Raw genomic sequence first — 11,640 nt, 5'->3', positions numbered from 1 at the left:
CGCAGGCCAGTCGCTGCCCGTCACCTATACGGGGCAGGCGGCGCGCGTCGGACGGCGGGCGGCGAGCAGCAGCACGAGCGCCGCAGCCGCCATCGCCGCGCCGGCGAGCGACACCGCGGGCAGGCCGAGCCCGGCGTCGATCACCCCGCCGCCGAGCGCCGCGCCGATCGCATTGCCGAGGTTGAACGCCCCGATGTTCATCGCCGAGGCGAGGTTGGGCGCGTCCGCGGCCGCCTGCATCACGCGCATCTGCAACGGCGGCACGATCGCGAAGCTCGCCACGCCCCAGATCAGGATCGCGACGGCGGCGGGAAGCGGCCAGTGCATCAGCCCGGCGAAGGCGACGAGCGTGAGCGTCAGCACCGCGAGCATAATCGTCAGTGCGCGTTCCACCGAGTGATCGGCGAGCCGCCCGCCGAGCGTATTGCCGACCGTCGCGCCAATCCCGAACAACATCAGCATCGCGGTGACATAGCCGGTCGAGCCGTGTGTCACGTCGTGGAGGATGGGCGCGATATAGGTGAAGACGGTGAATACGCCGCTGAAGCCGATCGTGGTCAGCGCCAATGCCAGCAATACCGGACCGCACGCGAGCACGCGCAATTCGGCACGCATGTCGTTCTCCGCCGGAGCGGGCAGCGAGGGGAGCGCGAGCCGCAGCGAGATCATCACGACGACACCGACCCCGGCGATCCCCGCGAAGGCGGCGCGCCAGCCGAGCATCTCCCCCGCCCAGGTGGCGAGTGGAACGCCGCCGATCGTCGCGATCGTCAGACCGGAGAACATCGCCGCGACCGCCCCGGCGCGACGCTCGGGGGGAACGAGCCCGGCGGCGACGACCGAGCCGACGCCGAAGAAGGCGCCATGGTTGAACGAGGTGACGACGCGCGCCACCATGAGCAGCCAATAGCCGCTGGCGAGCGCCGACAATAGGCTACCGAGCGTAAAGATGCCCATCAGCGCGATCAGCAGCGTCCGCCGGTTTACCCGCCCGGTGGTCAGTGTCATCAGCGGCGCACCGATCAAGACGCCCAATGCATAGGCGCTGACCAGCAACCCCGCGGCGGGGATCGTGACGCCGAGATCGTCCGCAATCATCGGCAGCATACCCATCGGCGCGAATTCGGTGACGCCGATACCGAATGCACCCAAAGCGAGCGCGAGGAGAGAGGGGTGGAGCTTCATGGATCGTGTCCCGGTCAAACGAGCGGCGGGTTGAGGCGGGCGAAGCCTTCCTGCTGGCGATAGGGGGTGTGCGGATAGGGCGGCAGCACGTCGCTCGCCGCATCGAGCGCGGCGATCTGCGCCGGGGTCAGCGCCCAGCCGACCGCACCCAGATTGTCGCGCAACTGCGCCTCGTTGCGCGCGCCGATGATGACGGAGGACACGGTCGGACGCTGCAACAGCCAGTTGATCGCGACCTGCGGCACGCTGCGTCCGGTCTCGGCGGCGACCGCCTCCAGCGCGTCGACGACGCGGTAGAGATGCTCGGGCTCGACCGGCGGCGCGAATTGCTCGGTGTCGTGCAGGCGGCTGCCCGCGGGGACCGGGCGGTCGCGGCCGATCCTGCCGGTCAGGCGGCCCCAGCCGAGCGGGCTCCAGACGAGCGCACCGACGCCCTGGTCGCGGCCGAGCGGCATCAGATCGGCCTCATAGGCGCGGCCGATCAGCGAATAATAGACCTGATGCGCGACCAGCCGCGGCCAGCCGTGGCGATCGGCGATTGCCTGCGCCTTCATCAGCTGCCAGCCCGGATAATTGGAGACGCCGGCATAGCGCACCTTGCCCGCCGCGATCAGCGCGTCGAGCGTCGCCATCAGCTCCTCGGTCGGCGTCGAGGCGTCATAAGCGTGGAGCTGGAGCAGATCGATGCGATCGGTGCCGAGCCGCCGCAGCGACGCCTCGACCGCGCGGATCAGCCGCGCGCGCGACACGCCCCAGTCCTGCGGCCCGTCGCCCATCGGCAGGCCGGTCTTGGTCGAGAGCAGCACCGCGTCGCGCCGGCCCTCGATCGCCGCGCCGAGCACCTCCTCCGACGCACCGTCCGAATAGACGTCGGCGGTGTCGAACAAGGTGACGCCGGCGTCGAGGCAGACGTCGATGAGCCGCCGCGCCTCGGCCGTGTCGGTCTGGCCCCAGGCCGAGAAGAGCGGACCCGTGCCGCCGAAGGTGCCGGTGCCGAGCGCCAGCACCGGCACGCGCAATCCCGATCCACCCAATTGCCGGTATTCCATCATCAACCCTTTCCCGGTTCGGCGTCACGTGCATAGATGCGGGGCGGATCGTCAGGGCGGAACCACCCGATCAGGCGAAGGATCTGTGCAATGGAAGCAAAGATAGCAGGCAACGGCGATCGCGCACGCTCGCTCGCCCTGTTCGTCGCGGTCATCGACGGCGGCAGTTTCTCCGCCGCCGCCAGGGGCTTGGATCTGACCCCGTCGGCCGTGGCGCGGGCGATCGACCGGATCGAGGCGCGGCTCGGCGTCCGGTTGCTGCTGCGCTCCACCCGCGGCCTCGCGCTGACTGCGGAGGGGCAGGCCTATCTCCTCGCCGCCCGGCGCATCCTCGCCGACCTCGACGATGCCGAACAGCAGATCGCCGATCAGGGCAGTCCGCGCGGCCGGTTGCGGGTGAGCGCGGCGTTGGCACACGGCCGCCTGTGCGTCGTGCCGCTGCTCGGCGATTTCGCGGCGGCCTATCCGCATATCCTCGTCGATATCGCACTGACCGATACGCTGATCGATGTCGCGGGCGGGCAGGCGGATGTCGCGATCCGCTTCGGCCCGCTCGCCGACAGCGCGCTCACCGCGCGTAAGTTGGGCGAGAGCGGCCGAGTGATCGTCGCCTCGCCCGACTATCTCGCGCGCCACGGCACGCCGACGGTGCCGGAGGATCTGCACGCGCACAATTGCCTCAATTTCAACTTTCGCCGTGCCGAGCCGACCTGGCCCTTCCGTCGCGATGGCCAGGATATCTCGCTCTGCGTCGAAGGCGGCATCGTCGCCAACAACGGTGAGACGCTGGGGCAGCTCGCCACCGCCGGCGTCGGCGTCACCCGCGTCGGCCGGTTCAGCGTCGCCGCCGAGATCGCCGATGGCCGCCTCGTGCCGCTGCTGGAAGCGTATAATCCCGGTGACGTCGAGCTGATCCATGCGGTGTTCGTCGGCGGTGCGCATTTGCCCGCGCGGGTGCGGGTGTTCGTCGATTTCCTCGCCGAGCGGCTCGCCTCGCCCGCGTAACCGCCGCTCCGGCTTGGTTTGGTGCTAAGTCGATGAATTATTTATACCAAATCTGACGCCAATCGATGCATCGCAACGTCATCCGTGCGTTGTTGGCGGATGGACGACCCAGCAACGATCGCCGATCTGCGCCAGCGCCTCGCCCGCGCCGAGGCGGCGCTCGTCGAAAGCGAGGCCCGATTGGCCGCCACGCTCGACAGCGTGCCCGTCGGCGTCGCGATGCTCGACACGGCGGGCCGGATTCTCGTCTCCAACGCGCAATATCAGCGGTTCTGCCCGACCGGGACGATGCCGTCCAACGATCCGGAGCGGCTCTGGCGCTGGCGCGGCTGGGACAAGGATCGCCGGCCGCTCGAACCGACGGATTTCCCCGGTGCCCGCGCGGCGCGTGGCGAATGCGTCGTTCCCGGCCAGGAGCTGCTCTACATTAGCGACGACGGCGAGGACATCTGGGTCCGGGTGGCGACCACGCCGCTGCGCGATGCCGAGGGCCGGATCGTCGGGCAGGCGAGCGTGATCAGCGACATCGACACGCTCAAACGGACATCCGAATCATTGCGCGACGCCGAGCGGCGGCAGACGTTCCTGCTCACCCTCAGCGACGCGATGCAGTCGATCGACGACGCCGCCGGCATCCGCGACCGGGTCACCGCGATGGTCGCGACGTGGCTGGCGGTCGACCGCTGCCGCTGGACCGACGCCAGCGACGAGAAAGGCATCGGGCGCGACCCCGGGGATGCGGCGGCGCTGCACGCCGGCCGGCCGGTCGTCGCGCCCGATGGCGGCGGGGGGCGTGCGCGGATCGTCGTGCCGGTGATGCGCCGCGGCCGGCTGGTCGCGACGCTCGGCGTCGAGGACGACCACTCCCGGACGTGGCAGCCGGCCGAGCTGGCGGTCCTGCACGACGTAGCGGAACGCGCCTGGGTGGCGATCGACCACGCCCGTACCGCCGCCAGCTTCCGCCAACGCGACGCCGAGTTCCGCGAGGTGCAGGCGCGCGCGCAACAATTGATCGACGGTATCGCGACGACGATCTGGGAAACGCCGCCTGACGGCGCGATCGTCACCGACAGTCCGAGCTGGCGCGCCTATACCGGGCAGAGCTACGCCGACTATCGCGGCTTCGGCTGGCTCGACGTGCTGCATCCCGACGATCGCGCCGCCACGATGCAAGTCTGGCTGGAGGCGCTGCGCCGGTGCGAGCCGATCGACCTCGAATATCGGCTGCGCGGGCGCGATGGCGCCTATCGCTGGATGAACGCGCGGGCGATCCCGCTGCGCGATGCGACCGGCGCGGTGCAGAAGTGGCTCGGCATGAACATCGACATCGACGTCCGCAAGCATCTGGAAGAAGCGGTCTTCGATAACGAACGCCGCATGCGTGTGCTGGTCGAGGGCGTGCCGCAGTTGTTGTGGCGCGCGCGGCTGGCGGGCGACTGGTTCTGGGCGAGCCCGCAATGGTCGGCGGTCACCGGGCGGCCGGAGCACGAGGGCCATGGCAGCGGCTGGCTCGACTTCGTCCATCCCGACGACGTCGCCGCGGTTACCGATGCCTGGGCGCTGGCGCAGGACAGCGGCGGGTTCGACGTCGAGCATCGCCTGCGCCATCAGGACGGCGCCTATCGCTGGTTCAGCACCCGCGCGCTGCCGATCCGCGACGGGTGCGGGCGGATCGTCGAATGGCTCGGCACCTCCAACGACATCGACGCGCTGCGCCAGGCGCAGGACCGGCAGGAGGTGATGGTCGCCGAGTTGCAGCATCGCACCCGCAACATCATCGCCATCGTCCAGTCGGTCGCCGAGAAGACGCTCGAGGGAGCGGGCTCGCTGGAGGCGTTCGAACAGCGTTTCAACGACCGGCTGCATGCGCTCGCGCGGGTGCAGAGCCTGTTGTCGCACGCCGCCGCCGGCCAGCGGGTGACGTTCGGCGACCTGCTCGATTCGGAACTGGCCGCGCTCGGCGCCTTCCATCGCGAAGGCGTCGCCGGGTCGCTGGTCCTCGACGGTCCGCACGACGTGCCGCTCCGGTCGGGGGCGGTGCAGAGCCTCGCATTGGCACTGCACGAACTCGCCACCAACGCGGTCAAATATGGCGCGCTGAAGGGACGCGACGGCAAGCTCAGCGTGCTGTGGGACGTCGAGCGCGCCGACGACGGGATCCTGTGGCTGAACGTCGACTGGCGCGAAAGCGGCGTGACGCTGCCGCCGGTCACCGCGAGGGCGCGATCGGGCGGCTACGGCCGGCAGTTGATCGAACGCGCCTTGCCCTATCAATTGGGGGCGAAAACGAGCTATGCCTTCACCGATGATGGCGTCCACTGCCGCATCGCGGTGGCGATGGTGTCGGATCGGGCGGGTGGGGAGTTTGGATGATGGCTGAGACGCTGCTGCAAAACCGCCGGGTGCTGGTCGTCGAGGACGAATATATGGTCGCCGATGCGATGGAGCGGAAGCTGCGCCGCGCCGGCGCGGTGGTGCTCGGCCCGGTTCCCTCGGTCGCACAGGCGCTGGATCTGCTCGCGCTGGAAGGGGATATCGACGGCGCGGTGCTCGACATCAATCTCGGCGACCAGAAAGTCTATCCGGTCGTCGATCTGCTGCTGGCGCGCGGCACGCCCTGCGTCTTCGCCACCGGCAACGATCGCGCCGACGTACCGCCGGCCTATGCGCATCTGATCCGGTGCGAGAAGCCGATCGACGGTGCCTGCCTCGTCTCGGCGCTGGCCGGTGGTGCGCGGCCCGCGCCGGTCGCCGACGTCCGCCCGGCGGCGTTGCGGCAGATGCGCTACCAGTTGCTCGACCATGTCGAGCGCGCCTCCGACCTCGGCCATACGTTGCTCGCAGCGAAATTGTGCGAGGCGCTCGACGCCCTCGATTCGCTCGACGTGGCATCGGAGGCCTGAGTCGATGGCGGCGCGGGATGTGGACGGCCCGGCGGCGACCGGCCATGGCGACCGGCTGAGCGAGGCGGCGCGCGCGATTCTCGTCAACCGGCGGTCGCGACTCGATCTGCTGCCCGCCGAATTGTTCGGCGAATGGCCGTGGGAGGTGCTGCTCGTCTTGTTCGTCGCCGATGCCGAGGGGCGGCGGCTGACCGGGCGGACGATCACCGCCGAGCTTGCCTGCACGCCGCTGACCATGGCGCGCTGGATGCAGCATCTGGCGCGTACCGGGCTGGTCGTCGGCGACACCAGCGACGATCCCGACGCGCCGCTCACCCTGTCGCCGGCGGGGATCACCGCGCTCGAAGCCTATCTCGACACCACCTTGCAGACCGCGCACCTGCTCGGCGTGTGACCGCGGTCAGCGGGCGAAGCGCCAATAGTCGATGTCGAGCAGCGAGCCGGGGCTCCTGCCGCGGAACACCAGATACAGATCGTGGACCCCGCGCGCGCCGGCGACATCGGTAGTCCGCTGCTGCCATCGTCCGGCCGCGCCGGTCACCCCGACCGGCAGCGTGCCGAGCAGCGGACCGTCGACGGCGTCGGCATGCAGCTCGATCCGGGCCTCCGGCGTGCCCCCGGCGACCGCGGCGGTGAAGCGTTTCGCCCCCGGCATGCCGAAATCGACCCCGGCGACCTTGATGTAGCTGCGATCCGTCGCGCGGGTGACGTAAACGCGCGCCGCGTCCTGCGCGGTGGTGACGCCCGGCGCCCAGTCATAAGCGCGATCGATCGGACGCTTGATCCGCCCGGTCCAGGCGATCGTCTCCGCCTCGACGCGCGCATAGGGATCGAGCGTGCCGATCTGTGGCGCGCGCGTCCGGTCCCACCAGCCGAGGTTCGGGATCGTCCCGTCGGCATTGTAGCTGAATTTGGCGACCGCGACCGAGCGCCGCTCGTGATGGATCGGGGTGAGCGCGAAGTTCAGCTCGTAATGGAAGCCGAAGACGTAGGAGCCGCCCTTATAGTCGATGATGCCGGGATGGTTGCCGGTCGAGCGCGGATCGTGACGCATGATCTCGCCCTTGTAGACCCACGGGCCGGTCGGCCGGTCGCTCATCGCATAGCCGATCCCCTCGGAACAGCAGGTCGAGGCGAACGCCATGTAATAGCGGCCGTTGCGCCCGTAGAACCACGGTCCCTCCTGATAGTCCCTGATCCGCGGCAACTTGGTGATCGGGCCGCTATAGGACACCATGTCCTCGTTGAGCTTCACGTACCACAAATCGGGATTGCCCCAGTAGAGATAGGCCTGGCCGTCGCGGTCGATCCACACCGTCGGATCGAAATAGCCTTCGCCCGGTGCGATCAGCGGCTTGCCGAGCGCGTCGCGGAACGGCCCCGCCGGCGTGTCGGCGACCGCCACCGCGATGACGTTGCGCGGTGAGCCGGCGACGGTGATCGGCGCATAGAGATAGAATTTGCCGCCGCGCGCGATCACCTGCGGCGCCCAGGCGTCGTTGGTCTGCGACGCCCAGGGAAAGGTTTTGAGCGAGGCGACGACGCCGCGGTCGGTCCAGTTCGCCATGTCGGTGGAACTGTAGAGTCGCCAGTCGAGCATCTTGAAGCCGTCGGCGTCGTCCTCGTCGTGGCTGGTGTAGAGATAGACGACGCCGTCGTGGACCAGCGGCGCGGGATCGGCGGTGAAGCGGGTCTGCACGATCGGCCGTTCGACGCCGGCATCGGGCGCGGCGGCGCCCAGCAGCGCGACCGGCGCGATGATGCGGAGCAGGGCGGCGGTCGTCGTCATGGCGCGGGTCCTCTCGCTGGCGCCGCTTCGCCGCGGCTCGTCGTTGTATCGGCTTAGCGCATGGCGGCCGGGTCGCAACCGGCCGATGGTCGCGGTTGCGGAACATCGCCGCGCGCCCATCTTGGCAGGATGGAAGATGATCTCATTCGCCTTGGCCTGCTCGACGACGAGGACATCATCCTCGATCACGCGGCGCTCGCGCTCGCCCTGCTCGACCACGAGGCGGGCGACGACGAACCCGGCCGCGCGCTGATCGACGCGATCGCCGACCGGCTCGACGAAGTGGCGCCGGGCGTGACCGGTGCGCGGGCGCAGGCCGAGCGGCTCGCACAGGTGTTCGGCGCCGAATTCGGCTTCGTCGGCGATGCCGCGACCTATGACGATCCCGCCAACGCCGACCTCATCCGGGTGATCGAGCGCCGCCGCGGCCTGCCGGTCAGCCTGTCGATCCTCTACGTGGCGGCGGCGCGGCGGCTCGGCTGGACCGCGCATGTGCTCGACGTGCCCGGTCATGTGCTGGTGCTGATCGGCGACGACGTCGCGCCGGTGATGATCGACCCGTTCCGCGGCGGCCGTCCGGTCGGCGCCGAGGAACTGGCGACGATGGTGCAGGCGATGACGCCGGGCCAGACGCCCGCGGTCAGCCACGTCGCCGCAATGCCCAATCGCGCGGTGCTGGTGCGGCTGCTGCTCAACCAGGCGACGCGTGCCGAGGCGGCGGGGCACGGCCGGCGCGCGCTGACGCTCTATCAGCGGATGACGGCGATGGCGCCGGCCTATGGCCATGGCTGGTGGGAGCGGGCGCGGCTCGAACTGGTCGACGGCGATGTCGCGGCGGCGCGGCGCAGCCTCACCGCGATGCTGGAGATCACCCGCGAACCGGGCCTGCGCGCGCGCATCTCCGGCCTGTTGTCCTCGCTTGCCGCGGCCGCCTAGGACCGATCGACGTTCAGGCTTGCCGAGAAAACGCCAACCCCTGGCGGGGGCGATTTTGTCGAAGGGCGTATCCGCCTAGCGTTCCCGCCGCGCCGCCATCATCGCCAGCCAGCGGCGGCGCAGCGTCGCCCGATGTTCCGGATAGCGCGTCTCAAGGAAGTCGATCGCGACCAGCCGATCGGTGCGGAACATGCGGAAATCGCCGCGCAGCTCGCACCAGGCGATCAGCATCCGGACGCTGTCGAGATAGCCGACGAGGAACGGCCACACCGTACGCTCGCTTTCCCGACCGTCGGCATCGCTATAGCGGATCGTCAGCTTGCGGCCCTGCAGGCTCCAGGCGCGCAACCGGGCGACATCGACGCCGGCATCGCCGCGTTCGTGCCATGCCGGCGGGGTGATCACCGCCGGATCCTCGATCGCGGTGCGGAGGTGCGGCGGGATCACCGCCGCGATCTTGGCGAGCACGTCGGCGGCGGCGCGCGCGAGGCCATCGTCGGCATGGACCAGCACCCATTGCGCGCCGAGCACCACCGCCTCCACCTCGTCCGAGGTCAGCATCAACGGCGGCATGTCGAATCCGCGTTCGAGCACATAGCCGATCCCCGCCTCGCCGCGGATCGGCACGTGCTGCGCGATCAGCGCGGCGATGTCGCGATATACCGACCGCCGGCTCGTCTCCAGTTCCGCGGCGATCGCCTCGCCGGTCAGCGGACCGCGGGCGCGGCGCAGGAGCTGGACGATCTCGAACAGGCGGTCGGCACGACGCATGGATGCAGCCTAGACGCGGGCGAGCAGCGGGACGAGCAGGATCGGCACCGCGGCGACCACGAAGCCGCTCAGCCCCAGCCACAGGTCGCGCGCGGTCACGCCGCCACCTGCGGTGCCGCATCACGCGCCATGGCCCGCAGGAAGGCGGGGCGGGCCGCGAGCCGTTCGGCATAAGCCGCGATCGCGCCGGCATCCGGCAGCACCTGTCGCGCCCAGTCGAGCGTGCCGCCGAGCATCACGTCGGCGGCGCTGAACCGCGACCCGAGCAGGAACGGCCCGCGCGCCAGGGCATCGTCGATCCGGCGCAGCGCTGCGCCGAAAGCGGTGGGCTCGGGCGCGCCGGGCGCTGCGGCGAGACGCTGGAACAGGGCAGGACCGAATTCGCCCTCTACCCAGCTCAGCCAGGTCAGATACGGGCCGCGGTCCGCATCGCCGATCGCCGGCGCCAGCCCGGCCTGCGGCGCGAGGTCGGCGAGATACAAAGCGACCGCGGCGCTCTCCGTGACCAGCGCGTCGTCGTGGCATAGCGCCGGCACCTTGCGGTCGGGATGCGGGTTGGCGGGATCGGGGCCGTCGCCGCTGCCGTCGCGATAGCGAATCGAGACATAGCGGAGATCATGCGGCAAGCCGAGTTCCTCGATCAGCCAGAGGATACGCGTCGAGCGCGAATGCGGGGCGTGGAACAGGGTCAGCATCATCCGTTTCTCCGCGGCCGGAATGGCCGTCGGCACCCGCATTAGCGAGGGGCTGTGGCCACCGTGGTGGCAGCAGTCGAGCCTTGCCTTTTCCGGTATGATGTAACATCGCGCAAAGCGAAAGGAGTTCATTCTGCCAGACCCGATGTCTTCGCGCGCTGACGCCACGACGGTACGACCGCCCCGCATTGTGTCGATCGACGCGCTGCGTGGGCTGGTGATCCTGCTGATGCTGGTCGACCACAGCCGCGAATTCTTCTTCCTGCACGCGCAGGTCGCCGATCCCATGGATCTGCGCACGACCGCGCCGGCGCTGGTTGCGACCCGGCTCGCCGCGCATCTCTGCGCACCGGTGTTCGTCGCGCTGACCGGACTCGCCGCCTGGCTCTATGCCGCACCGCGCGGCGGCCCGGCGGCGGCCTCCGCCTTCCTCGCCAAGCGCGGGCTGTTCCTGGTCGCGCTCGAATGGACCGTCGTCAATTTCGCCTGGACCTTCGACATCACGCCGGCGACCGTCTTCCTGCAGGTGATCTGGGCGATCGGCCTGTCGATGATCGCGCTCGCGGCGCTCGTCCATCTGCCGCGTGCGGCGCTGGCCGCGGTCGGCCTCGTCATCCTGCTTGGCCACAATCTGCTCGATCCGGTCAGCATCGCGCCGGGCCAGCCGGGGCATGACCTGTGGGCGATCCTGCACGATCGCGGCTTCATCGATCTGCCGTGGGGCGGGCGGGCACGGACCTCCTATCCGGTGCTGCCGTGGATCGGGGTGATCGCGCTCGGCTATGCGATCGGGCCGTGGTTCGCGCGCGACGTCGCGCCGGCGTGGCGGCGGCGGCGCCTGCTGGCGACGGGGCTGGCGATGCTGACCGGCTTCGTCGCGCTGCGGCTGGTCAACGGCTATGGCGACCCGGTGCCGTGGCAGGCGGGCGACGACGCGCTCGTCACCGCGCTGGGCTTCCTCAATCTGACCAAATATTCGCCGTCCGCCGACTTCCTGCTGCTCACGCTCGGCCTCGGCGCGGGGCTGCTCGCCGGGCTGGAGGCGCTGCCGCGGCGGCCGGCTGCGATCTTGGCGGTCTTCGGGGGTGCGCCGTTGTTCTTCTACCTGCTGCACCTCTACCTGCTCCATGCCGGCAACCGCGTCGTCGCGGCTGCGATCGGGAAGGACGGTCTGGTCAGCGTGCCCGCGGTCGGCTGGCTGTGGTTGATCGCCGCCGCGGTCGCCGTGCCCTGCTGGTTCGCCTGCCGCCGCTTCGCCGCGGCGAAGCGGGAGAGCGACGCCTGGTGGCTGCGCTACCTTTGACCGC

The 11,640-nt window shown here is 70.0% G+C and carries 11 protein-coding genes; 6 read left to right on the top strand and 5 right to left on the bottom strand.

Going from position 1 to position 11,640, the window contains the following annotated elements; all coding sequences use genetic code 11:
- Positions 1-24: 24 nt before the first annotated feature.
- Positions 25-1,185: an MFS transporter gene (locus FFS23_RS07980; protein WP_137898176.1), complete on the bottom strand. Its 1,161-nt coding sequence runs from the start codon at positions 1,183-1,185 to the stop codon at positions 25-27.
- A 14-nt stretch (positions 1,186-1,199) separates the two neighbouring features.
- Entirely contained in the window at positions 1,200-2,234 is a 1,035-nt protein-coding gene (locus FFS23_RS07975; protein ID WP_137898219.1) for an aldo/keto reductase, read from the bottom strand.
- A 90-nt stretch (positions 2,235-2,324) separates the two neighbouring features.
- On the opposite strand from FFS23_RS07975, the gene FFS23_RS07970 reads away from it, so the two are divergent.
- The 4 genes from FFS23_RS07970 (at position 2,325) to FFS23_RS07955 (ending at position 6,536) form a co-directional block, all read left to right on the top strand.
- On the top strand, positions 2,325-3,239 hold the full coding sequence (locus FFS23_RS07970) for a LysR family transcriptional regulator (protein ID WP_137898175.1): 915 nt from the start codon (positions 2,325-2,327) through the stop codon (positions 3,237-3,239).
- A 99-nt stretch (positions 3,240-3,338) separates the two neighbouring features.
- Positions 3,339-5,612: a PAS domain-containing sensor histidine kinase gene (locus FFS23_RS07965; RefSeq protein ID WP_137898174.1), complete on the top strand. Its 2,274-nt coding sequence runs from the start codon at positions 3,339-3,341 to the stop codon at positions 5,610-5,612.
- Entirely contained in the window at positions 5,609-6,142 is a 534-nt protein-coding gene (locus FFS23_RS20265) for a response regulator (RefSeq protein WP_212742929.1), read from the top strand. The genes FFS23_RS07965 and FFS23_RS20265 overlap by 4 nt, the downstream gene beginning before the upstream one ends.
- A 4-nt stretch (positions 6,143-6,146) precedes the next feature.
- Positions 6,147-6,536 carry a hypothetical protein gene (locus FFS23_RS07955; protein WP_137898173.1) on the top strand — a complete coding sequence of 130 codons (390 nt, stop codon included), beginning with the start codon at positions 6,147-6,149 and terminating at the stop codon, positions 6,534-6,536.
- A gap of 6 nt (positions 6,537-6,542) precedes the next feature.
- Here the strand turns inward: FFS23_RS07955 and FFS23_RS07950 are convergent, their stop codons facing one another.
- Positions 6,543-7,931, bottom strand: coding sequence for a glycoside hydrolase family 43 protein (locus tag FFS23_RS07950; protein ID WP_137898172.1), 1,389 nt, complete (start codon positions 7,929-7,931; stop codon positions 6,543-6,545).
- Between the two features lie 129 nt (positions 7,932-8,060).
- Between FFS23_RS07950 and FFS23_RS07945 the strand changes: the two genes are divergently transcribed.
- On the top strand, positions 8,061-8,867 hold the full coding sequence (locus FFS23_RS07945; protein WP_137898171.1) for a transglutaminase family protein: 807 nt from the start codon (positions 8,061-8,063) through the stop codon (positions 8,865-8,867).
- A gap of 75 nt (positions 8,868-8,942) precedes the next feature.
- Here FFS23_RS07945 and FFS23_RS07940 read toward each other — a convergent pair whose 3' ends face one another.
- Positions 8,943-9,638 carry a helix-turn-helix transcriptional regulator gene (locus FFS23_RS07940; protein WP_137898170.1) on the bottom strand — a complete coding sequence of 232 codons (696 nt, stop codon included), beginning with the start codon at positions 9,636-9,638 and terminating at the stop codon, positions 8,943-8,945.
- 95 nt (positions 9,639-9,733) lie between these two features.
- Entirely contained in the window at positions 9,734-10,336 is a 603-nt protein-coding gene (locus FFS23_RS07935; RefSeq protein WP_212742928.1) for a glutathione S-transferase family protein, read from the bottom strand.
- 142 nt (positions 10,337-10,478) lie between these two features.
- Between FFS23_RS07935 and FFS23_RS07930 the strand changes: the two genes are divergently transcribed.
- Positions 10,479-11,636, top strand: coding sequence for an acetyltransferase domain-containing protein (locus tag FFS23_RS07930; RefSeq protein ID WP_137898169.1), 1,158 nt, complete (start codon positions 10,479-10,481; stop codon positions 11,634-11,636).
- Positions 11,637-11,640 lie beyond the last annotated feature (4 nt).

Source organism: Sphingomonas sp. 2SG, assembly GCF_005503285.1.
In the GTDB taxonomy this organism is placed as follows: domain Bacteria; phylum Pseudomonadota; class Alphaproteobacteria; order Sphingomonadales; family Sphingomonadaceae; genus Sphingomonas; species Sphingomonas taxi.
The sequence above is the reverse complement of the archived record's forward strand: the minus strand, read 5'-3'. Positions and strand labels throughout refer to the sequence as shown.

Excerpts from the sequence above, each read along its gene's own strand:
- FFS23_RS07930 (WP_137898169.1), top strand. The coding sequence starts at position 10,479 with ATGTCTTCGCGCGCTGACGCCACGACGGTACGACCGCCCCGCATTGTG.
- FFS23_RS07980 (WP_137898176.1), bottom strand. The coding sequence starts at position 1,185 with ATGAAGCTCCACCCCTCTCTCCTCGCGCTCGCTTTGGGTGCATTCGGT.
- FFS23_RS07975 (WP_137898219.1), bottom strand. The coding sequence starts at position 2,234 with ATGGAATACCGGCAATTGGGTGGATCGGGATTGCGCGTGCCGGTGCTG.
- FFS23_RS07955 (WP_137898173.1), top strand. The coding sequence starts at position 6,147 with ATGGCGGCGCGGGATGTGGACGGCCCGGCGGCGACCGGCCATGGCGAC.
- FFS23_RS07965 (WP_137898174.1), top strand. The coding sequence starts at position 3,339 with ATGGACGACCCAGCAACGATCGCCGATCTGCGCCAGCGCCTCGCCCGC.
- FFS23_RS07970 (WP_137898175.1), top strand. The coding sequence starts at position 2,325 with ATGGAAGCAAAGATAGCAGGCAACGGCGATCGCGCACGCTCGCTCGCC.
- FFS23_RS07950 (WP_137898172.1), bottom strand. The coding sequence starts at position 7,931 with ATGACGACGACCGCCGCCCTGCTCCGCATCATCGCGCCGGTCGCGCTG.
- FFS23_RS20265 (WP_212742929.1), top strand. The coding sequence starts at position 5,609 with ATGATGGCTGAGACGCTGCTGCAAAACCGCCGGGTGCTGGTCGTCGAG.
- FFS23_RS07940 (WP_137898170.1), bottom strand. The coding sequence starts at position 9,638 with ATGCGTCGTGCCGACCGCCTGTTCGAGATCGTCCAGCTCCTGCGCCGC.
- FFS23_RS07935 (WP_212742928.1), bottom strand. The coding sequence starts at position 10,336 with ATGATGCTGACCCTGTTCCACGCCCCGCATTCGCGCTCGACGCGTATC.
- FFS23_RS07945 (WP_137898171.1), top strand. The coding sequence starts at position 8,061 with ATGGAAGATGATCTCATTCGCCTTGGCCTGCTCGACGACGAGGACATC.